This is a genomic window from Saprospiraceae bacterium (assembly GCA_026129545.1).
Taxonomy (GTDB): Bacteria; Bacteroidota; Bacteroidia; order Chitinophagales; family Saprospiraceae; genus M3007.
In genome coordinates this window covers 1,169,825-1,193,423 of sequence record JAHCHX010000001.1, presented here as the reverse complement: position 1 = coordinate 1,193,423, position 23,599 = coordinate 1,169,825, and the positions used below count along the sequence as shown (strand labels likewise).

The following is a 23,599-nucleotide window of genomic DNA, read 5'->3' as shown; positions in this document are numbered from 1 at the left end:
GGCTAATTGGGGAAATGAGCACCTTTTTTGTTGTTCACCTGTGTCAGCACGAGGGTTTCGAAGGGCATAAGTTCGATTCGTTCAGCATCTCGTGTCAGTGTCTGTGGCTTTGATGTCAAGTTGCAGTATGCGCAGAAGTGTGCGCCGCCGTTTTCAAAGTAAATTTGAAACACATCTTTTTGGGCTTCAATGACTTGTGTGGCGCGGCTGCCACGCCAATCGAGCACTGCCTCCAATTCGGCTATTTGTTCCGGCGCAAAACGCTCGATTTTATCCCCGCTAAAAAGCAAACTGCCGAGCAACGCATGGATGGTGAGCGAGGTGTATTGTAGTTCCATCACGCGTTTGGATTGCCCGGCTTCTAAGGAAAACACGTCAAGCACATTGTGAAAAGCGCGACCGACCAAAGGCCAATGACCGAGAGAGGAGCGAAGAGAGGTCTGTGTGTCCGCCCGGTTGCGCAGGCCTAAAAGAGCTTGCAAGCGATTTTTCCATCCCTGATGCGCCTCGCCCCCCAAACGACAATAGTCAACCAACCCAAACACGGCACCCAAAGGCACGCCGCAGGCAATGCTCTTTTTGCTGCCGGCCAATTTTTTCAAAAACTCCATCGCCTCGTGCATCACTTGCCCGCGCGTCTTGCCCGACGGTGGAGCCGCGCACGCCGCAAACAAATAATCAAGTCGAATCACCTCGAACCCCCATTGTTCCAGCACCTGATGAAACACGCCGCCCAAATGGTTGCGTACCTCGTTGTTGTAAAAATCCAGCGCGTGATACCCCCCCCCATATTTGCGAGACCAGCCAATCTTGAGGGGAGCGCCTTTGGCATTTTTTAGGAGCCAGTTGGGATGTTTTTTTGAAAGACTCGAATTTTTTGACACTGCAAATGGGGCCAGCCACAGACAGGGAACCATCCCTTTTTCCTTGATTTTTTGGGCTACAAGTCCCATGCCGTTCGGAAATCGCTCGTTCGAGGAAAGCCAGTCGCCCACGTCGGTTTGCCAACCTTCCCCTATTTGAAATATCCGAAACGGCAAAGCGCTACCAGCCACATTATCAAGGCTTTGAAACACATCTTTTTCGGCAATCTTTTTCGCGCCGATTCCGTCGCTCCCCCACCCCAATTGGGCAGGATTGGGAGTAGGCTCGATGCCGAGCAGTGCGAAGTATCGCTCAAAAACTTCCCGTTCGCTGCCCTCCCCTATCCAAAAGTCAAGTGCGGGAAACGAATGGGACAATTGCAAGCCATCCATGTCTTTTCGCACCGTGAAAATACCATTTGGCTGGTCGTAGAGGAATAGAGTGAACCCGGTGTTTTCGTTCAATGAGCCAAAGAACGTTATTGCGGCGTGTCCACCATTTTTTGCTTCTGCTTCAGCGGCATGGCACACAGAAGTGTATGTCCACGAGTGCCAATAGCCGCGTCCTCGCGGAATGTCGGGAATATGTTCATCGCTCTCTTTTCCCGCTCGGATTCTTGCCAGCCAATGTGTGCGCGGGTTTGCCTCGCCAACGCTGAGCCAGCGGCTTTCGCTCCCCGATTGGTAGCCGTTCGCAAAAAAACGAGCATGGGCAGAAAGCGGCCAATCAAACTGAATTTCAAGGCGTTGAATCACGACATCTTGTTTGGGGTGCAGAAACAGTCCCCATCGCGCTCCGCCATTCTCGGCCGTTTGCTGGAAATCGGCATAGATTTCATCAAACGAATTGGCTCGCCCGGGCAGGAGCGTGTAGGTCTTGTCGTTAAGTTTCAGAACGGCTTGACGGAAGTGCATGGCGCATCGAATTGAGCGGGCAAGTTAGCGAATTGTCACTGCCTAATTTCCTCTCCTGTCATGCCCAAAAGCCCCATCATCCAGGCATATTCCAGTGCCCGTTCCTCCAAGCGTTTGAATCGCCCCGACGAGCCGCCGTGCGAGCCGGTCATATTGGTTTTGAAAAGTAAGACATTGTTGTCGGTCTTCAAATCCCGCAAGCGAGCGACATATTTGGCGGGTTCAAAATACTGTACCTGCGAATCGGCAAACGATGTGAGAATCAGCAGGTTGGGATAGTTTGCTTTCTTTAGGTTGTCATAGGGCGAGTAGGACAGCATATACTCATATTGCTCCTTGATGTTGGGGTTGCCCCATTCCGTGTATTCGCCAGTGGTCAACGGAATGCTCTCGTCGCTCATAGTGGTCACGACATCCACAAACGGCACGCCGGAGATGATGCCTTTGAACAAGTCTGGGCGCAGATTCGCCACAGCGCCCATGAGCAAGCCGCCCGCCGAGCGTCCTTCGGCAAAAAGCCTGTCGGACGAAGTGTATTTTTCTTTCGCCAGATGCTCGGCGCAGTCAATGAAGTCCGTGAAAGTGTTCATTTTGTTGAACATCTTACCGTTTTCGTACCATTGGTAGCCCATTTCCATGCCTCCGCGTATGTGGGCAATCGCGACCACAAAGCCTCTGTCCACAAGGCTGATTTTGTCGCGGTTGAAGTAAGGGTCATAAGAATATCCGTAGCTGCCATAGCCTGTGAGGTGGCATGGTGCGGAGCCGTCGCGTTTGAAGCCTTTTTTGTAGAGAATAGAAATAGGCACCTTCACCCCGTCGCGGGCGGTGGCCCATACAAACTCCGTTTCGTAGTTGTTGGAGTCAAAACCACCGAGCACAGGCATCACCTTTTTTACCGTCTTAGCGCGGGTTTCCATATCGTAGTCAATCACGGTGGCGGGTGTTTTCATCGAATTGAAGACATAGCGCAGCGTTTGGGTGTCAAATTCGGGGTTGTTTTCCAGCCCACAGCCATAGGTCGGCTCGCCAGTTTCGATGTAGTGGTCAGCCTTGTCGGCCCAACGGACGATGTGAATCTGTCCCAATCCCCCTTTTCGCTCCTCCGTCACGAGATGATTTTTAAACACCGTGAAATCGCTAATCAAAATATCGTCGCGGTGCGGCAACACATCCACCCAATTTTCGCGGCGAGGGTCGCCAACGGGGGCTTCCATGATGCGAAAGTTCTTGGCGTTCCAGTTGGTGCGGATGATGAACTTGTCTGCATGATGTTCGAGCGTGTAGAAAAAATCTCGCTCGCGGGGGCGTACCGATTTGAACTGTCCTGTTGGGTTGTTGGCGTCCAAATAATGCACTTCCACCGTCTGGGTGTAGGCGGAATTGATGAAAAAATACTGTTCCGATTTCGATTTGCCGAGATAGGCATATTGTGTCACGTCTTTTTCCTCGTACATCAACACGTCTTTTTTGTGGTCGGTGCCGAGTTGGTGTCGCCAGATTTTGTCGTTTCGCAAAGTGATTTTGTCTTTGGTGTCGTAGAGAATAGTTTTGGAGTCGTTGGCCCAGTGAAAGACGCCTCCGATGTCAAATGAATCGGCAAGCACTTCACCGTTTTCCAAATTTTTGAAAAAAATCTTGAAAAGGTTGCGCCCCGAATAATCCACCGAATAGGCGATGAGTCGGTTGTCGGGGCTGATTCTCAGGGCACCCACTTGGCAATAGGGTTTGCCTTTTGCGAGCTCGTTCACGTCCACGAGAATTTCCTCTGTGGCTTCCAGCGTTTCTTTTTTTCGACAAAAAACAGGGTACTCTTTGCCTGCTTCGAAGCGGGTGAGATACCAGTAGCCATTTTTAAAATACGGCACTGACGAGTCATCTTCCTTGATGCGGGCTTTTAATTCGGCAAACAATTTTTCACGAAGCCCTTTTACCGGCGAAAGCACTGAATCCGCGTAGCGGTTTTCAGCCTCCAGATACGCTGTCACGGCGGGGTTGTCGCGTTCGTTGAGCCAATAGTATTCGTCAAAGCGCGTGTCACCCCATGGCGTGGTGAGGGTTTTGGGTTTTTGCTCGGGGCGTGGGGCAGTGTATTGTTCTGGTTTAAAAACAGATGGTTGCACAACAATTGAGGTGTTTGAGTTGGAACTGTTTTTTTGTTTGCAGGCACTAAGGAGCATAAGCAGCGCCCATAGCAAAAGAGGGTATTGTTTCATGATAAGTTATTTTAGGGGGTGAAATAACGAGCAAATTATGAAATATGCTTCGCGCCGTCAAGTTTTGGGCGTGACTAAAAGCACAATATGCTCAAAATCAAGAACATCAGTCATGGGCGTTTGACAAATCCTGGCAAATCAAGGCATAAAAAAGGCCGCCCTCCCGGAAGGAGAGCGGCCAAGTTTTTTGGGGCCAAAACCGAGCGGAATCAACGAACGAGGAGAATGGACCTCACATCCGTCTCGTTGTCAGCCTCCACGCGCAGGAAGTATGCACCGGAGGCGATGCCCTCGGCGTTCCAGCGCAGGATGGTCGTACCCTCGAGCACGCCGTTGTGGATGGTAGCCACTTCCTGACCGTAGGCGTTCCACACCACCACGCGCGTGTCGGCGGCAGATTTCATGTTGACCTCGATGTTCAGCACGTCGCTAAAGGGCTGCGGGAAGGCTCGCACCTCAAATGCGCCAACCTTTTTCACGCCCGGCACCACGTTGTCCGACGGGTTGCCGATGAAGCCTTTATCGTCGTCGTCGCAGCCAGCAGAGAAGAAGCTCACCGAGCCTTGGTCGGCCTTGCCAGCCACATCGTCGCGCAGTGCGCCGACGATGATGACGCGGTTGAACACGTCGAGCGAAGTACCGAACTGGTCGTTCTTGTCGCCTTGATAATCAAACAGTTTGGCCACGTTTTCCCAAACGCCGTTGACCTGACGCTGCCACACATAGATGGCGCCGGAGTTGGAGCCTTTGTGGTTGTTGAAGCGTGCGCCAGCCACTGCGTAGTTGCCGTTGACCGCCACCGCGTAGCCCAACTGATGGTGGGCCGCGCCGTCGTCGGCGAGCAGGCGGGACACTTGGCCCCAGTTGTTGAGGCCGCCGTGATTGCGTTCGAAGACGTAGGCTGCGCCAGCGTTCGAGCCGCGCAGGTCGTGGAGCGGAGCGCCTACGATGACATGGTCGCCGCTGATGCTCACGCTGTTGCCGAAGTTGTCGAGGCTCTTGCCGTCGTTGGCCGTCAGTTTCTTCGCTTCGCCCCAAGCGTTCGCGCCGCCTTGGTCTTTGTGGAAGATGTATGCCGCGCCAGCGTTCGTGCCTTTTGCGTCGTCGAGGTGTGCGCCTATGATGGCATAGTCACCGTCAATTTTGAGGCTTGCTCCAAACATATCGCCTGCTTGAAGGCCATTGGCGGTGATTTTGGTCATCTCGCCCCAGTTGTTGGTACCACCAACATGGCGGCCAAAGAGGTAAGCCGCACCAGCGTTCTGGCCCTTCTCGTCGTTCAGGCTTGCGCCCACGAGTATCCGGTCGCCGCTTATGCTGACGGCAGTGCCGAAGTTGTCGCCCGCAAAGCCATCAGATGCCCTGATTTTTGTGACCATGTTCCATACGCCATTGCTGTTTCTCGCAAAAACGTAGGCGGCGCCAGCATCTGTGCCAAGGTCGTCGTCGTTGGGCGCACCCACCACGATGAGGTCGGAGTGGATGGCCACACTTGCGCCAAAGTTGTCGTCGGCCTTCACGCCCGATGGGTCGAGCACGGCGACTTCCTGCCAGTCGTCAGGGCTGACCTCGTTGCTGTAAAGCACATAAGCCATGCCTGAGTTCTGACCTTTGCCATCGGCGTTTTTCGCGCCGACTACTGCATAATTACCATACACGGCTACGCTGTTGCCATAAAGGTCGCCTGCCTTGCCGTTGCTGGCCAATTGCTTGTCCACTTGTTTCCAAGCGTCGTCGTCCTCGTCAATGAAGCCGTCGCAGTCGTCGTCGAGGCCGTTGCAAATCTCTGGGGCTGGGCTGACCACGATGTTGAACATACAGTTGTCCTCGTTGCCAGCCGCGTCGGTGGCTGTTACCATCACCATCGTGGTACCGATGGAGAAGTAGCCGTTGTCGGAGGGTGGCCATTCACTGTAAGTGATGACTACGCCGGGGCAGTTGTCAGTAGCAGTTGCTTCGTATTCCACATAGGCCTGACAGGGCAGGTTCGGGTCGTTTACCGTGTATATGTCCGCTGGGCACACAACGTGCGGCGGCTGGTAGTCAATCACTGTGATGGTCTGCTGGCAAGTGGCATCGTTGCCCGCTCCGTCAACCACGGTCCATGTGACGGTGGTCACACCAACCGGATACACGTTGCCAACAGCATTGTTGGTCACGCTCGCCACGCCGCAATTGTCGGCAGTGACAGGTGTTCCCAAGAAGGTTACGGTGGCAGAGCATTTGTTCCAGTCATTGTTGCGCACGATGTTGGCTGGGCAAGTGATGGACGGGTCTTCGTTGTCAAGCACAATGACGTTGAAGCTGCAAGTTGCCATGTTGCCGGATGCATCGGTGGCTTTGTAGATGACCGTCGTGATGCCCACGTCGAACAGGGCGCCGCTTGCCATGCCGCTCACAAAAGTGACCACCACGCCCGGGCAGTTGTCGGAAGCCGTGATTTTTGGCCAAGTGACGACCGCGCCGCATACGCCAGGGTCATTAGACACCGTAATGTTGCCGGGGCAATTGTTGAACACGGGCGGCTGTACGTCGTTCACCGTCACGGTGAAGCTACAGGTGGACATATTGCCCGCTGCGTCGGTAGCCTTGAACACGTTGGTGGTAGTGCCTACCGGGAAGAAAGAGCCACTTGGCAAGCCGGCGATTTGCTCAATAGTAACACCCGGGCAGTTGTCGCTGAATGTCGGAGTCGCGTAGGTCACGATTGCCCCACACTGATTGGGGTCGTTGTTGCGAACGATGTTAGCCGGGCATGTGATGGTAGGCGGCTGTACGTCGTTCACCGTCACGGTGAAGCTACAGGTCGCGGAGTTGCCGGAAGCATCGGTGACGCGCCAGACATTGGTGGTGGTTCCCACTGGGAAGAAGGAGCCGCTCGGAAGGCCGCTCACCAGCACGATGCTGGCACCTGGGCAGTTGTCACTGAACGTCGGGGCGGGGTAGTTCACGATGGCACCGCACTGGTTCAGGGTGTTGCCCACCACGATGTTGGCCGGGCAAGTGATGACAGGCAACTCGTTGTCTTCCACTGTGATGCTGAAGCTGCAAGTGGTCACGTTCCCTGCGTCGTCGGTGGACGAGTAAGAGATGACCGACACACCTTTCGGGAAAGCAGAGCCGTTTGGCAGACCTCCGGTTTGCGCCAGGGTCGGGTCGCCGCAGTTGTCGTGTGTCGTCGGGGTTGACCAATTGACTACTGCGGAGCAGAGGCCTGGGTCGGTGTCAACAACGATGTCAAATGGGCAAGAGAGATACGGCGGGTCGTTGTCCACCACCGTGATGGTGAAGGTGCAGTATGCCGTGTTGCCAGATGCATCAGTGGCTTGGAATCCAACCACGTTCACGCCAAGCGGGAAGGCCGAGCCGGCGGGAAGACCTAGATTCTGCTCAGGGTTTGCGGAGCCGGAGCAGTTGTCTGGAGCAACAGCACACATGAACATCACAACTGCTGTGCAGGTGTTCGGGTCGGTGTCAACCACGATGTTGTCCGGGCAGGTCAGGACGGGCGGCGTGACATCCACAGCGTATGCTTCCATGACGCAAGATGCCGTAAGACCGGGGCCATCTGACACAGTAAGGGTGACTAGTGTTTGGCCAAAACCAACCTCCGTGCCGGGAGCAGGGCTTTGCGTCACGATGAAACCGCCACAGTTGTCGCTTGCATTTGCAAGGTCAGTGAAATCTGGAAGGGGTGTTTGGCAATCATCATCCGCATCAAAATACTGGGCCCCGGGGCAAGAAATCGTAGGTGGAATGTCGTCGTCGGCAGTTGTTTGGAACGAGCAAGTCGTTGCATTGCCTGCGTTGTCAGTCACGGTCATAACAATGGTCAAAAAACCTGCGCTCACGCCACCCGGAGGAGGGTCTTGCGTGACGATTGGGTTGGGGTCGCAGTTGTCGCTTGCTACCACCAGGCCAGTATAATCTGCCGTGATAGCCTCGCAATTATCATCCGTTGAAACAGAAACATCCGGTGGGCAAACTGAAATAACGGGTGCATCGTCGTCGGAAACAACAACGTTGAATGAGCAATTGGCGCTATTCCCCGAGTCATCCTGTGCGCTGAAGCTAACAGTAGTGGTGCCCAATGGGAAGACAGAACCACTTGCTGGGCCGCTAGTCTGTGTGATTTGCACGTTGTTATCGCAGTTGTCCGTGGCAGTCACATTGAATGTGGCAATGCCATCGCAAGAAGAGCTCGAAGTACCCACTTCCACTACCGAAGGGCAGTTGATGGTCGGTGCGGAATCGTCTTGCAGGAACACATTGATAGAGCACTGGGCAGAGTTTCCAGCAAGGTCAGTCACCGTGAACGTGACTATCGTATTGCTCGAAATGGTCGTGCCTGCTATCGGGCTTTGCGTCACATTGGCGGCACCTGGGCAGTTGTCCATATAGGTGACGTTGCCAGTATAATTACCTAAAGTGGCTTGGCAGTTTGCGTTCGCAAACAGCGTTTGGTCGCTGCCACAATTCGTGATGACGGGTGCTTGGCCGTCCGCCTTGGAGAAAGACCATTCTGGGCAGCCAGTAGCTTCGCCCGCGTCGTTTTTCGGCACTATTTTCCAGTAGTATGTGCCCAAACCCAGCGTACCTGCATTATATGTAGTGCCTGCCGTGTTTGCTACCAAAGGCGGATTGGGCGAATTGCCGAAATACACATCGTAGCTCGTTGCATTAGGAGCTACAGGCCAAGAGAGCGTGGTGGCACCGGGGCAATCCGAGCTGCCATTCGCTGGCGAGTTAGGCCCTGCAAGGCAGGAAGGCGGCGCCACAATGTTCACTAGGTAATCCTCTGCTTCGCCGAAGCTATGGCTGGTACAAGGGCCGAATACACTAGTGTTGAACACCACACGCACTCGCATGCGCGTCTGACCAGTCAGGGCACCAGCAGGCACCGTGATATTACCGTTGATGGTAACGCCATTGCCCGAACCAATATAGGTATCCTCCCCGGCATCGAAGAAGTCGCCATCTTGGTTGAAGTCAATGAAGATTCTGACGTGTTCGGTGCCACCCGGGCCTACCAATACACTGATGGGATAGGTCTGCCCGATTGCGAGGTTGGGAATCGGCAATCCAGAAAGGTATTGCGTGTAGCCCAACGCGCTCCCGTTGGTGCAACCTGAGTTGCCCACTGCGGGATTTACCAATGCGCCAAAAGTAACTTTGTCAATACGGTCGCTGGAGCCGCACCCGGAGGTATAAATCGGTGTGCAGTAGCATTGTGTGGGCAATGCCATGTCAATAAACAAATCCGTAGAGTTGGCCGACAATCCACTATTGGTGCAAGTTACCACACAATGATACCAAGTAGCCGTTGTCTGATTTATTGTCAACGTGGAAGAAGTGGCACCCCCGATATTGGAGAAGTTCACTCCATCGGAGGACGACTGCCATTGGTAGGTGATGCCCAAGCCTTGCGTGTTGCCGCTTAAGCTAAGGGTAAAGTTCACGCCCGAACAAGCAGGATTGGCAGAAGACTGCGTTACACCGCCATCTGGTGTGCCAGCGCACTGAGCAGGTGGCGTGAAAGTATACATCCTGCCAACACCGGGCCATGCAGTGTTGGCGTTGTTCGCAGTTACGGTGCTAGTCGTGTGTGTTGTGGTGGTTATGCTGTGAAAATTGGTTGCAGTAGTGCCGTTGATACCTACTGATGCCGAGGCAGTCGCGCCACCAACGTTTTCAAAACGGAACTCAATTACGTTAGTCGTTTCGTACAACCAAGCTTGCATAGTACTGTTTGCAGCACCGACAGTGTTTCGTGGGATAGTCACAAACCACTGAATCTTCAACACCCTGTTCGGAGCACTACCAGTGACCACATAAGAAACGCTGCCTGTGGTGCCAGTAGCCAAGTCGTCCCAAAACGGGAAGAGTTTGGGGATGTTTGTGGTGCTTACAATACTATTTGTAAATTGGGAAACGGCAGCTGGCGCTCCCAGTTTGATGAAACCATCCGGTGAAACTGAAAATTGGGTGTAGGTAGTCGTTTCATAAACGAAGTTAAACCCAATGTCCAACAATCCAGATGGCGTGTCGTCCACATTTGGACCTACTGCTACCGCAGCGCCAGCCATGGGGTCAAGTGTTGCCCCCGTTGACGTGGTGAACACATAAGTATTTGCTGTTTGGGCATTCAAACAGACAAACGCCGTTGCCAACAGCAAAAACGAAAGAAGCGTTAGCCTTCGCCTCACCGTTGAATGAAGATTTGTCAAACTCCTCATAAGTGAAAAAGATTTTGGTAAAAGATTGAAAAGGTTAAATGAATGCCGAAGCACATTAATACAAACAAAACAACCATTGCCCCCCGCTCCCTCAAAGAGGAGGTTGGAAGGGAGCGAATCGGAAGAACCCAACTTGAATGTGTAATCGGCAAAAAGCGCATTAGCGCACATCGCGCATGGGCATTTGCCCAAGCCAACAAGATGTGCGAATCGGCCTCAATAGGATATGATAATGCTCATGGATGCAGCACGGTGCTGCCAAAGGGATAAGGAGGGCAAAAGATTAAGCGGAGAGAAAAAAGTTTCTCAAAAGTAGAGCCGCTTGTCGACCTTCCAAACGAAAATCGAAGATTTGTCAAACAGGTGACGTATATCGCTCGGTTTGCTCTGCCGTTAGCAATGTCCTCGCAAATTATCAGGTAAGGAAACTTTAAAAATCTCCAATCTTCGTACCTTCGCGCACCTTTTCAACGGTGAACGGTTCAGGGCGGACGGTTGATGAATGTGACACTCAAACGCTCAAATTTCCCAACTCTCAACGACCCGTTCACCGCCAATCGTCCGCCGCCAAACGCAAGAGATGCAAGATTCGAGAATCATTTCCATCAACATCGAAGAAGAACTCAAAGTCGCGTACATTGACTATTCCATGTCCGTGATTGTCAGCCGCGCCCTGCCCGATGTGCGCGACGGCCTCAAGCCCGTGCATCGCCGCGTTCTTTACGGCATGCTGGACCTAGGGCTTAGCTACAATAAGCCTTACAAAAAATCCGCCCGTATCGTCGGTGAAGTGCTTGGCAAATATCACCCACACGGCGACGGCTCCGTGTACGACACGATGGTGCGTATGGCACAGGAGTGGAGCCTTCGTTATCCACTCGTTGATGGGCAAGGCAACTTTGGCTCTATGGACGGCGACTCCCCGGCAGCCATGCGTTACACGGAAGCCCGCCTCCGCCGCGTAGCCGATGAAATCGTGGGCGACATTGACAAAGAAACCGTTGATTTTCAACTCAACTTCGACGACTCGCTCGAAGAGCCGAGCGTCATGCCCACCAAATTCCCCAATCTGCTCGTCAACGGGGCATCGGGCATCGCGGTAGGCATGGCCACCAACATGATGCCCCACAATCTTACCGAAGTGTGCGATGCCATCATTGCGGCAGTGGACAATCCTGATATTGATGTCGAAGAATTGATGCACTATGTGAAGGCCCCCGACTTCCCCACAGGTGGCATTATATATGGCCTCAGCGGAGTGAAAGAAGGCTATCGCACGGGGCGCGGACGCGTGGTCGTGCGTGCCAAAACCGAAATTGAAGTGGACGACAAGGGGCGAGAAAGCATCATCGTGACTGAGGTGCCATATCAAGTTAACAAGGCACTGTTGCTCGCCAAAATCGCGGAATTGGTCAATGAGAAAAAGATTCTCGGCATTTCTGATGCTTACGACACTTCCAACCGAGAGGGAGTGCGCATGGTCATCGAAATCAAACGCGACGCGGCGGCCAACGTGGTGCTTAGCCAGCTCTTCAAATTGACCCCGCTCCAAACCTCTTACGGCATCAACAATATCGCTTTGGTGAACGGGCGGCCTCGAACCCTGAACTTGAAGGAGCAGATTGACGAGTTCATCAAATTCCGCCTTGACGTCATTATCCGCCGCACCCAATACGAGCTCCGCAAAGCAGAGGAGCGCGCCCATATCCTCGAAGGGTTGCTCATCGCACTCGACCATCTGGATGAAGTCATTGCGCTCATTCGCGCCTCCAAAGATGCAGATGAAGCCCGCGAAGGGCTGATGGCTCAATTCGGCCTCACCGAAATACAGGCCAAAGCGATCCTTGCCATGCGTCTTCAGCAGCTCACGGGATTGGAGCGCGACAAAGTGAAGCTGGAATATGAAGAATTGATGAAAAAAATCGCCGAGCTGAAAGCAATTCTGGCCGATGAAGGTTTGCGGCGCGGCATCATCAAATCCGAAACGTTGGAAATCAGAGAGCGTTTCGGCGACGAACGGCGCACCGCCATCGAGATAGACGAGGCAGAAATCAACATGGAGGATTTGATTGAGGACGAGGAGGTTGTGATTACCATTAGCCACGCAGGCTACATCAAGCGGACACCTATTTCAGAATATCGCGCCCAAGGCCGAGGGGGACGTGGCGCTCAAGGCGTTCGCACCCGCGACGAGGATTTTGTGGAACACATGTTCACCGCCACCAATCACAACACCCTGCTGCTTTTCACAGAAAGTGGCCGCTGTTTTTGGCTAAAGGTGTACGAAATCCCGGAAGGCACAAGAGTGGGCCAAGGCCGCGTGATTCAGAACCTGCTGAACATCCCCAAAGAGGATAAAATTCGTGCTTTCATCATAGTGAAAAAACTCGACGACGAGGCGTTTATCAACAATCACTACATCGTGTTTTGCACCAAGCGCGGTCAAATCAAAAAAACCCTTTTGGAAGCATATTCCAGACCCCGACAAGGCGGCATCAATGCTATTGAAATCAATGAAGGCGACGCGCTGATTGAGGCCAAGCTGACCAACGGCAAGAACGAGATTATCCTCGCCGTGCAAAGCGGCAAAGCCATCCGCTTCAACGAGCAAGACGTGCGCCCAATGGGACGCACCGCTGCCGGGGTGCGCGGCATTTCGGTATCGAACGACGACGTGGTGGTAGGCATGGTCTGCATTGACCCTGCCGATGCCGCCTCCACCATTCTGGTCGTCTCCGAAAAAGGCATGGGCAAACGCTCGGCATTGGATGAGTACCGCACGCAAGGGCGCGGAGGAAAGGGTATCAAAACGATGAACGTGACCAGCAAAACAGGCCACCTCGTTGCCATCAAAACCGTGACCGATTCTGATGACCTGATGATTACGACCACATCAGGTGTCACCATCCGTACAGCTGCTGACGAATTGCGCGTGATGGGTCGCGCCACACAAGGCGTGAAACTCATCCGCCTCGACGAGGGCGACGACATTGCCGACGTGGCGGTAGTGGCATCGGCAGAAGTGGAAAACAGCAATGGCCAAGAATCCCCCTCCGAAGAATGAGTTAATCGTCTTTAACCCAGCGATTCTCGCTTTGTCGGGTTCTGAGGTGTCATCCCGGAAGCATGGAGAGGTGACACCTCAAAAACAGGCCGAGGTGTCACCTTTTTCGTTCCTCAAAAGATGACACCTCTTTACAAATCGAGAACGGCTATCTTTAACCACCCGTTTAAAATCTTTTATCCCTAAACCCGTCTTTACAAAACGATTTTTCAAAACTTAATTTTTGTTGAAAACGATGAAAAAAGTCCTTTTCTCACTATCATGCCTGTTGCTGCTTCATGGTATCGCCCAAGCACAGGACGACGGCGGAAAACTCGCCAAACAAGCAAGCAAAGCCCTCACCACTTACAACATTGACCCAAACACCAATGCTGCCAAGTTGGAGGAGGCCAAACAAAAAATTGACCAAGCACTACAAACGCCCGAAGGCCAAGCACAAGCCTCGGCATGGCTCACCAAAGGAGACGTGTACAACACCATGCTCCAGCGCGACATGGCTCGGCGCATGGTTGACCCCAATGCCCCCCTCAGTGGCGACAACGATGCCTTGGAGGCATTCATGGGCTACAAAAACGCCTTCAACAACCCGACCGCCAAAAAATATGAAAAGAGCGATGCGGTGAAAGGCCTCGGCCAAGTGGAAGGCCACCTTATCAATATCGGCGTGTCAAAGTATGAAGCGGGCCAATTCGACAAAGCATTCGCATCGTTCGAGGCATCACTTCAAGCACATGAGATACTCAAAGCAAGCAGCCAAAAAAGCGTGCTTGACGACCCCGACCAGTACGAAAACATGGTTTACACCACCGCGCTCGCGGCACAGCAAGCCAAGCGCAACGAGGACGCATTGAAATACTACAACAGCCTGTACGCCAAAGGAAAGGCCAAGCCAGCGGTTTATGATGGCATATACACCCTCAAACTTGAGATGGGCGACGAGGATGGCGCCCAGAAAATACTCACCGAAGGCCGCACCAAATATCCAGAAGACACCGGGCTGCTCTTTTCCGAAATCAACGCATATCTGAAAAAAGGCAAGCTCGACGAATTGACAGGCAGCCTTAAACAAGCCATCGAAAAAGAGCCGAGCAACATCGGCCTCTACGTCACGCTTGGCAACGTGTACGACAATCTCTACCAAACGATGTCGAAGGAGAAAAACACGGCCAAGGCCAATGAGTACTTCGAAGAAGCAAAAACTTACTACACGCAGGCTACAGAAAAAGACCCAAAAAACGTGGATGCTGTCTATTCGCTTGGGGCACTCTACTACAACAAAGCAGCCGTGCGCACGCAAGAGATGAACGCAATGCCGGAGGACTATTCCACCGCAGGCCTGAAAAAACTGCAAGCCGCACGCGACGAGGTCATGTCCTTGTTCGACCAGTCGCTCCCCTACTTTCAAAAAGCGGAAAGCCTCGACCCGAACGATATGAACACCCTCATTGCATTGAACGAAATCTACGCCCGCAAGGAGGATGAACTCTCTCTTGAGTTCAAAAAACGCCTTGAAACCGTCAGAAACGGCGGGAAAAACGCCTCCTCCTATTTCAAAAAGTAAATAAACCGCTTCTTCCACCACAAGCGCGAGCTGCTCTGATTTTCAGCGTGGCTCGCGCTTTTTTTTGTTCCTTTTTTGACAAAAACAGACCAAAACAATAGAAATGCGTCTTAAGGCACTTGTTTTTTTCTAATTTCGCAATACACCAACCGTCAACGCACATGAAACACCTTTTACCGCTTTCCGCTTTCATTGCTCTTTTTATTCCAACAACGGCTTCCTCTCAACTGCCCTTTGGTTTTGTGCAATACAAAATCGCGGATGAATTGAACCCCACAGACATGGCCATAGCGCCGAATGGGCTGGTTTTCATCACCGAAAAAAATGGCACGATTAGATTGGTCGAGGATGGAAAGATGCTGCCCGACCCTTTCATGGAGTTGGCTGTGGACGATTACAACGAACGCGGTTTGGGTCACATAACGCTCCACCCGGACTATCCCGATTCTCCATTCGTCTATCTTTATTATACCGTGCCGGGAGGCGCACACAATCGCGTGTCGAGGGTTCGTTCACAGGGCTATTATGTGGTGCCCGGAAGTGAGGAGGTGCTGTATGAGTGCGATGCCAAAGTCAGCTCGGTGCATCATGGTGGCGCTATGGTATTTGGCAATGACGGAAAGCTCTATGTCGCTATTGGAGAAAATGGCTCTATTAACCCACCCAACGACCCCAACAACGATTCAGGCAAAATACTCCGTCTCAACCCCGATGGCTCTATTCCAGATGACAACCCCTTTTATGAAATAGTGGATGGGAAATACAAATCCGTATTTGCCACCGGGCTTCGCAACCCATTTTCCATGGCCGTACAGCCCGAAACTGGTCGCATATTCCTTTGCGATGTGGGAACAGACGTTTGGGAAGAAATCAACGAGGTGCTGGCGGGAAAAGATTATGGTTTCCCCACTGTGGAAGGCAAAAAGGGCGACGCGCCAATGCCGGATAACTATCAAGACCCTCTATATGCTTACCATCATGTGTTTGGCTGTGCGGTAGTAGGTGCTGCATTCTATCCGATAACAGGCGGCGCTTTCCCAGACAAATATAAAGGGCGCTTCTTTTTTGCAGATTATTGTGCAAGTTACATAGGCGTGTTAAATCCATTGACCGGACAACGAGAACAAAATTTACTCACTAATGCAAGCCGCCCTGTTTCTATCCGCATTAGTCCACAAGGCGATTTTTATTATCTGGCGCGTGCTGGCATAGGGGGCGGTTCAGAAGAAGACAATACAGCCAGCAATAATGGAAGCCTGTGGCGAATAGCCTACACAGGCAGCAATGCCCCATTCGTCTATTCGCATCCCAAAGGCGGCCTCTATACGGTAGGTGACACGGTGAGATTCGAGGTGCTTGCGTTAGGACAAAAACCATTGGAATATCAGTGGCAAAAAAACGGGAAACCCCTGTTTGGCGAAGTCTCCAATACGCTGGTTCTTGAAAACGTGCAATTGCAAGACAGCGCAGCCGCATATCGTTGCATTGTCAGCAATAGTATTAGCAGCGACACATCGGCAGCAGCCCTTCTGCGCGTCACCACCAACACGCGCCCCTTCCCGGTTATCACCTTGCCCGAATCCAAATTCCTGTACCGCGCCGGCGAAGAAATCCCATTCTCAGGCTATGCCGACGACGCGGAAGAAGGCATCCTTTCCCCCACTGCGCTGACGTGGAAAATTGACTTCCACCATGACAACCACACTCACCCAGCCATTCAGCCCACCAACGGCCTTACAGAAGGCAGCTACATCGTGTCGGACGAGGGCGAACCATCCGACAATGTGTGGTATCGAGTATATTTGACAGCAAAAGATAGCATGGGACTGTCAAACACTATATGGAAAGATGTCCTTCCACATAAATCTGAAATAACCGTCGCAACAGAACCTTCGGATATAGAAGTAAACGTGGATGGCCTGAAAGGACTATCTCCATACACATTTTTGAGCGTGGTGGGAATGCAGCGCAACGCAACAGTACCCGTTATTCAATTTAGAGGCGATTCTATATTGCTTTTCAATCAGTGGCACAATGGAAATAAACACACCTTATTCTCCTTTGTGACCCCGGAAGAAAACGGAACATTGATAGAAGCCGAGTACAAAACATACCGGCGCTCTAATGGTAAAGGCCTCTATGGTGAGTATTTCAAAATAAATGATTACTACGCTGGTTTTGATGGAGAACTTTTGTTAACACGCATAGACACCACTATCTTCTTTGAATGGGGCATCGAATCGCCAGCAACAGGCTATGTGCCGGACGATTTTTTTGCCGTGCGTTGGACGGGCGACATCGTGCCTTTTTTCGACGACACCCTTACCTTCTACGCCTTCACAGATGACGGGGTGCGACTGTGGGTCAATGACTCTTTGCTGATTGACCAATGGACCAACCAGCCGAAAACGGAACACAGCGGCACCATTTTTCTCGAAGGTGGCCACCGCTACCCTGTCCGTATGGAGTATTTTGAAGCAAGCGGGGGCGCTACGGCGCATCTTTCGTGGGGCAGTAGCCGACTGCCGAAGGGTATTGTACCCAAATCACAATTGCATCCACCCAAAGGACAGATTTTCAACAAGATAAGCGGTTTTGTATGGCTCGACTCTCTGCGAAACAACATGGTTGACCCCACAGAGCCATTCTTGGAAAAAGCCGCAGTTGTTCTGTTGCACAAAGCGAACAACGTCGTTGGGGCAGCCACCACCGATGCGCAAGGCCGATTCGAAGTCACCCACCTTCTTTCGGGCGAATACCAACTTTACATATTGCCCCCTCTGAGCAGTCAGATATTGTTGCCTGGCTTCGGGCTGGATGAGGCGGGCTATTCCGACATCTTCACCCTGAAAGAGGGCGAGCACATAGAAAGGAACTTCGCCTTTGTTTTAAAACAAACTTTGCTGCCTGACACCTCCTCTCCACGTTCGTGGGGTATTTCGCCCAACCCCAGCAAGGGAGTTTTTAAATTCAAAAAACACCCTGCGCACGGCGCTTCCGCCATGGACATAAAAGTGTTTAGCCGCAGAGGAAAACTTATTTTGGAAAAACGACTTGGGGCAAACGAATTGGAGGCCATTCTCGACCTAACAGGGGCGAGCAATGGGGTTTACTCCGTCATGGCCGACGGTTACCGAGCGAGAGTAGTGGTTGTGCGTTAGGGCTGCAAAAGCGAGTATAACAGCTGTGTCCCTAAGCCCAAAAAAATCAACCCAATGACTCTGTTTGCATGACGAGCCGCTATCTCCGAGCGCTGCACCATGAGCTGCCCCAGCCAAGCATACAAAGCCAAAGCCCCAGTGGTGCCCACCGTCACGCCTGTCGAGAACACAAGCGTTGACGTGAGGCTTTCGGTCTCCCACCAACCCGAAACCCTCAAGGAGCCGACGTAAACGAACCAATAGGGCACGGCCAAGAGATTGAAAAGGCTCAATAAAACACCCTTTCCCAGTTGTTTCGCTGCCGAGACTGCCACCGCCACACCGCGTGTTTTGGGATTTTTTGCAATAAAAAGAAAGTAAACCCCCAAGCTGAAAAAAACAGGCGTGGCTGCCCATTTGAACCACCGCTCAGCCGTCGGCTCGCTTAAAAACCAATCCGTTAGCGCCACCGCTGCCCACGCCTGAAAAAATTCCGCGCCTGCCGCCCCCACTGCCAACAACATGGCAGCGAGAAACCCTCGTTCTATTGCGGTTTGCGCCACAGAAAGGCTAATGATACCCGGCGGCAAAGAACCGAGCAAACTCAATATAATGCCTGCTGCAAATAAGAACATTTCAGAATTTTGCGGGAAAATAACAGGTTTTTAGGCGCTGCGCGTAAAAGATATTTCAAGCAACACCTATTAAGGCAGCGAGATTATTCTTCAAATGGTCTTATACCTCGCGCCGCCAAGTTTTCAGCATCGTCTAGGGTAACGTTTACTAAACTTTTGAAGTTTAGTAAACGTGATCTCATCCTTCCAACCATGCTGAAAACTTGGCGGCACGAGGTATATCACATCAACTGATGAGCCACCATTGAAACGCGTTCGTGTTCAGCCGAATCCCGCCAGCGATTTTCTGCAAATCGAAAACCGCCTCTTTTCGGATTTGAGCTTCAAAATCTTAGATGCTGCGGGCAGTTTGAAAATGGCGAATGGAACGGTGCTTGGGAACAGCGTTGCTCGCCTCGACATCGAGTTTTTGCCCGCCGGGTTGTATTTGCTCATAGGTTGCGATGTCGGCGGCAAGCCCCTGTATTTCAAGAAGTTCGTGAAGCAGTAAGCGGTCACCCGTCCTACGGCTTAGAGCCGTAGGACGGGTGGATTTTTCGGAACATCATTCTGCCGTACATTTGCCGTTCATTCAAAAATGCCAATCGCACCTTGAACAAGCAACCAGCAACCAGCAACGAGCAACCAGCAACGAGCAACGAACAACGAGCAACGAGCAACCAGCAACGAACAACCAGCAACGAGCAACCAGCAACGAGCAACGAACAACCAGCAACCAGCAACGAACAACCAGCAACGAGCAACGAACAACCAGCAACGAGCAACGAACAACCAGCAACCAGCAACGAACAACCAGCAACCAGCAACGAACAACCAGCAACGAGCAACGAACAACCAGCAACCAGCAACGAACAACCAATAACCTTCTCCGTCATCACCGTCGTTTACAACGGCGAGGCCGACCTGCCCGGCACGATGGAAAGTGTGCGACGGCAGACGTATCCGCATATCGAATACATCTTCGTGGACGGTGCTTCCAAAGACAACTCATTGAAAGTCATACAGGAATTCGCCGAAACGATGCCCAACGTGCATTGGATGTCAGAGCCAGACAAGGGGCTGTATGATGCCATGAACAAAGGAATGCGTGTGGCTACGGGCGATTTCGTGTGGTGTCTCAATTGTGGCGACCACATCCATGCGCCAGATGTGCTGGAAAAAATGGCGGCGCTCGTCACTCCCCAAACCGATGTGCTCTACGGCGAAACCATGCTCGTGGACGCATCGCGCCGACCGGTTGGCACCATGAGCGAGCTCAGTACCCGCAAACTTCCCGCGCAGCTCCGTTGGCGCGACTTTCTCGGCGGAATGTTGGTGGTGCACCAATCCTTCATACCGCGTCGCTCCATAGCACCGCCCCTTATTGAAAACAACCTCTGCGCCGACTATGATTGGTGCATCAAAATCTTGAAAAAGAGTCGTGAAAACCTCTACACGGGTTTCATCACCACCGACTACCTGATGGGAGGCATTTCGAAGCAGCGCCACCGACAAAGCCTCCGCGACCGGTTTATCGTGATGCGCTCGCATTTTGGCCTGCCGTTGACCCTACTGGCGCACGGGTGGATAGTGTTTCGAGCTATCGTGCACAGGGTGAGAAGAATCGGCAAAGCACGGTATTGACCTCCAAACCATAAGGTATTCCGCCATAGCGAACGAACCATGCAGGGGAACAAAAAAGGGACACTCGAATGAGTATCCCTTTTTTTGTTCCCCTGCATGAAACTGCTTACTTGATTCTTGTGACAGTTCCGTTCAACTCCCGGACCACATAAGCCTCGGGGAAGCCATTGGTTCGCACCTTGTCTTTATCGCGCTCGGCAGCTTCGAGGTTGGAGTATCCCGCGAGCACGATGGCCGTGAGGCCACTATTGCCAACCGGCCACTTTTCCACGCTACCGTTGACCCCTGAGCCTTCCAATTTTTTTGCATCGAATTTGCTGGGGTCCGACAAGGCGCAAAGACGGACGTAGTACTTAGAGCCGTCGTTGGCCTTCGGTTTTGAAGCGGTAGTATGTTGAACAGGGGCGACATTGGTCGTCGCGCCGGGAGCGGCTTTTTTAATGTGATATTCTTGGATGCTTTCGTCGGTTGATTTTTCCGTCACGATGAGGGCATCCTTGAAGCCTTTTTGCTTCACCTTGTCAAGTGCCTCCTCCGCGTCGTCGTAGTCAGACCAAACGCCCAAGCGCATTCTGACAACGCCATTGTCCATTTTCCCGTACACATTGCCAAGGTCGGTCACACTTGAGTAGTTTTTCACAGCAATTGACTTGCCTGAGGCAGCTGGTTCTAATTGGATGGCATAGCATACTGACGCCTTTGCGGCTGCGGCGCTGGTAGTGTTGGCGGGGGTAATGCCTCTTGCGGCACTGGCAGTCGGGGTGCTATACTGGACTGGCGAAGCTGTCGTGCTCTGCTGTTTGCCCAAAATAAGACTTTTGTCAGCTCCGCGCTCAGCCACGATGAAAGCGCCTTTGAATTGCGGGTTGTTATTGACATCCTTCAATACCTTTTGTGCCTCTTCTTTTGTCGGGAAAATACCGAGTCGCACTTTGTTCTTGCCGTCCTCCAATTTTGTGTAAACATTCCCATGTTTTGAGAGTGTCTCGTATTTTCTTGAGTCGGTCTCCGTTGTGTTGGCAGGCGTGGCTGAGAGTTGCACAGAATACCCGTTGAACTCTTGCTGGGTTTGAGAAGGCGTTTCCGGTTGCCCTTGTTTGGCCGTTAGCAACGTGGTAGGTGCGGGTTGTGAGGTGGGGGCGGCAGCAGGGTTCGTTGTCCGGCTCGTCGTCGTGCTGTGTTGCACGGGTGTTGGAGCGGGTTGGTTCCCTGCGGCAGGGTTGCTGAATTGTGTTGGGGTGGACTGTGCTGCGGGATTTGTGAATTGCGTGGGAGTGGAAGCGCTGGTGGGGGGCGGCGTGACGGTGCTGTTGGCGGCGGTAGCTCCGCTCGTTTCCGTCGCGAGCGTTACTTCTGTAAGTCTGTTGCCCAATGGCGATACCGTTGGGCGCATCTGCATTTTGGCGGATTTGTAGCCATAGCGCGAGTACTCGATGTTGTATGTGACACCCGGCACCAAATCAAGTGTATAACCACCATTTTGGTCGGTTTGTGTGCGGATGGTTTTGCCTTTGTCAACAAAATCAACGGTGACGCTACTCAATGGCTGCCTCGTGCGAGCATCCAACACAACACCGCTAAATTCTTGGCGCTTGTCGTTGGAAAGGGAGACGGTGAGATTGTGCTTTCCGTATTCCCGCACCTCCACTCGAGAGCCTTCGTAACCATTCTTGCTCAAGTCAAAAAAGCAGTTGGGCGCTTGGGCAGAGGGTGAAAAATAGAATTTGCCCTCTGAATCCGTCTGGCCCTTGTCGCCTCCACATTCCAGCATATCCACGTCAACGCCGGGAAGTGGTTTTCCAAAAGCATCGGTCACGAGCAAGTAATAGCTTTGGATAGAGGTGGCGGAGGCATCAGGCTGACCAGACAACGCATTGTATGTCTGTGGGGTTGGCGCGGTAGTTCTCGAAGCTCGGCCAGAGAGCACATCAGACAACGAGTTAGCAGAAGCTGGCGTGTTGGTCGAAGCCGCTGCGATGCCGCTGCCATTGTAGGTTATTTGCCATATATCTTCATTGCCGCGCCCGCCGGGGCGCGTGCTGGTCAGGTAGCCCACCTTGTTTTGGCTATTGTAGATAAAGCCATAGTCGTCGTAAGAGGAGTTGATGCCCGGCCCGAGATGATAAACGTTTTTGACGCTTTCTTTGGCTACTTCGGCGCGGAACACATCAAGCCCGCCCAATCCATTGTGCCAATCGGAGGAGAAATACAAATCCGTTCCGTCATAATAAGGTGTCACTTCATTGCCGGGAGTGTTCACGGGCGCTCCCAAGTTGCGAGGGGTACTCCATTCGCCATTGACGAATTGAGAAAGGTAAATATCCCATCCTTTTCCACCAGTGGTGGTGGCGGGGTTGTTCGATGCAAACAACAGGGAGTTTCCGGTGCCAATCAAACAAGGAAAGCCAGTGGAAAAATCAGTGCCGTTGTATGGGAACGGCTTGACGTTGACCCACTCTCCATTGACCACGTCGGCGATGTAAAGGCTCATGTTCGAGCCTTTTTCGGCGAGTTGACGCGCACCGTTGACAAATGTATTTCTGCAAAACGCCACCTTTTTGCCATCAGTGGAAAAACTCACTGGGCTTTCGTTGTAACTGTTTTGCAAGTCGTTGCGAAAAAAATCAGGTTTTTGCAAGGAGCCGTTTTCGGGATTGCGCTGTGTCACAAACAACTGGTTGGCCGAGCCTCCAGTCCAGTCGGAGGAAGGTTTTGATTGCGTTTTGCGAACGATATCCGTCCGGGAGGAGCTATACACCACGCGATTGTTATAGAACGACGGGCCAAAATCGGAGGACGAAGTGTTGATGGCCTCGTTGCGAGCGATGTAGTCGGGCGTTTTTTTAGCTGTTCTGATGGCAAAATCGCACATATTGGCGAAGTGGCGACCCACTTCGTTTGCATTGTCATTGAGAGCAGCGTACTCTAAAAATTGGCGCTTGGCGTTGTCGTAGTCGCCACGCATCATCAAAGCCCTACCATAGCGCAACTGAACATCGGAGTTTGGCTCGCGTTGCTCTACCGCCCGGCGATACCAGTCGAGTGAGGCTTCCGGTTGGTTCAGTTGAACATAACATTCGGCAATGCGTGCAAGTGCTTGGCCGTTGTTGGCATCTTTGTCCAGCACTTGCTTGTAGGTTTTGAGCGCGAGATTGTAGGCTTGGAGGTCGAATTGCTTGTTGGCGCGTTGAAGGTCTTCGGAAATAGAGGCTTGGGCCAAAATCACGTTGGCCGCGCACACAAGCGCGAAGGCCAACCACCCTGCGCGAAAAATAGTGCTCATAGCAGTGGTTTTAAAAGTTACTGTTTGTGTGAACGTTGGGTTTTGCCGCAGTAATGGAATAAT

The 23,599-nt window shown here is 52.4% G+C and carries 10 protein-coding genes; 5 read left to right on the top strand and 5 right to left on the bottom strand.

The genetic code is table 11. The features are described from left to right. Positions 1-2: 2 nt before the first annotated feature. The 3 genes from KIS77_04370 to KIS77_04360 form a co-directional block, all read right to left on the bottom strand. Positions 3-1,778, bottom strand: a complete 1,776-nt coding sequence (locus KIS77_04370; protein ID MCW5921555.1) for an alpha-galactosidase — start codon at positions 1,776-1,778, stop codon at positions 3-5. Positions 1,779-1,813: 35 nt separating this feature from the next. After that, positions 1,814-3,958: a S9 family peptidase gene (locus KIS77_04365; GenBank protein ID MCW5921554.1), complete on the bottom strand. Its 2,145-nt coding sequence runs from the start codon at positions 3,956-3,958 to the stop codon at positions 1,814-1,816. Positions 3,959-4,203: 245 nt separating this feature from the next. After that, a complete protein-coding gene (locus KIS77_04360) occupies positions 4,204-10,116 on the bottom strand; it encodes an HYR domain-containing protein (protein ID MCW5921553.1) in 5,913 nt (1,970 codons plus the stop codon). A 694-nt stretch (positions 10,117-10,810) separates the two neighbouring features. Here KIS77_04360 and gyrA point away from each other — a divergent pair. The 3 genes from gyrA to KIS77_04345 all read left to right on the top strand — a co-directional run bounded on the left by gyrA (position 10,811) and on the right by KIS77_04345 (position 18,016). Beyond that, entirely contained in the window at positions 10,811-13,294 is a 2,484-nt protein-coding gene (gene gyrA, locus KIS77_04355) for a DNA gyrase subunit A (GenBank protein ID MCW5921552.1), read from the top strand. A gap of 235 nt (positions 13,295-13,529) precedes the next feature. Beyond that, positions 13,530-14,855 (top strand): hypothetical protein, encoded by a 1,326-nt coding sequence (locus KIS77_04350; protein ID MCW5921551.1) that lies wholly within the window; start codon positions 13,530-13,532, stop codon positions 14,853-14,855. Between the two features lie 161 nt (positions 14,856-15,016). After that, positions 15,017-18,016, top strand: coding sequence for a PQQ-dependent sugar dehydrogenase (locus KIS77_04345; protein ID MCW5921550.1), 3,000 nt, complete (start codon positions 15,017-15,019; stop codon positions 18,014-18,016). Here the strand turns inward: KIS77_04345 and KIS77_04340 are convergent. After that, positions 18,013-18,630 carry a LysE family transporter gene (locus tag KIS77_04340; protein ID MCW5921549.1) on the bottom strand — a complete coding sequence of 206 codons (618 nt, stop codon included), beginning with the start codon at positions 18,628-18,630 and terminating at the stop codon, positions 18,013-18,015. The genes KIS77_04345 and KIS77_04340 overlap by 4 nt on opposite strands. Before the next feature lie 244 nt (positions 18,631-18,874). Here KIS77_04340 and KIS77_04335 point away from each other — a divergent pair, with 244 nt between their 5' ends. Both KIS77_04335 and KIS77_04330 read left to right on the top strand, forming a co-directional pair. Next, positions 18,875-19,120: a T9SS type A sorting domain-containing protein gene (locus KIS77_04335; GenBank protein ID MCW5921548.1), complete on the top strand. Its 246-nt coding sequence runs from the start codon at positions 18,875-18,877 to the stop codon at positions 19,118-19,120. A gap of 101 nt (positions 19,121-19,221) precedes the next feature. Continuing rightward, positions 19,222-20,253 carry a glycosyltransferase gene (locus KIS77_04330; protein MCW5921547.1) on the top strand — a complete coding sequence of 344 codons (1,032 nt, stop codon included), beginning with the start codon at positions 19,222-19,224 and terminating at the stop codon, positions 20,251-20,253. Positions 20,254-20,359: 106 nt separating this feature from the next. On the opposite strand, the gene KIS77_04325 is transcribed toward KIS77_04330, so the two are convergent. After that, positions 20,360-23,536 carry a carboxypeptidase regulatory-like domain-containing protein gene (locus tag KIS77_04325; protein ID MCW5921546.1) on the bottom strand — a complete coding sequence of 1,059 codons (3,177 nt, stop codon included), beginning with the start codon at positions 23,534-23,536 and terminating at the stop codon, positions 20,360-20,362. Between the last annotated feature and the right edge of the window lie 63 nt (positions 23,537-23,599).

What these genes read in the sequence shown, in the direction of transcription:
- gyrA (MCW5921552.1), top strand. Translation starts at nt 10,811, where the DNA reads ATGCAAGATTCGAGAATCATTTCCATCAACATCGAAGAAGAACTCAAA.
- KIS77_04345 (MCW5921550.1), top strand. Translation starts at nt 15,017, where the DNA reads ATGAAACACCTTTTACCGCTTTCCGCTTTCATTGCTCTTTTTATTCCA.
- KIS77_04370 (MCW5921555.1), bottom strand. Translation starts at nt 1,778, where the DNA reads ATGCACTTCCGTCAAGCCGTTCTGAAACTTAACGACAAGACCTACACG.
- KIS77_04340 (MCW5921549.1), bottom strand. Translation starts at nt 18,630, where the DNA reads ATGTTCTTATTTGCAGCAGGCATTATATTGAGTTTGCTCGGTTCTTTG.
- KIS77_04365 (MCW5921554.1), bottom strand. Translation starts at nt 3,958, where the DNA reads ATGCTCCTTAGTGCCTGCAAACAAAAAAACAGTTCCAACTCAAACACC.
- KIS77_04325 (MCW5921546.1), bottom strand. Translation starts at nt 23,536, where the DNA reads ATGAGCACTATTTTTCGCGCAGGGTGGTTGGCCTTCGCGCTTGTGTGC.
- KIS77_04350 (MCW5921551.1), top strand. Translation starts at nt 13,530, where the DNA reads ATGAAAAAAGTCCTTTTCTCACTATCATGCCTGTTGCTGCTTCATGGT.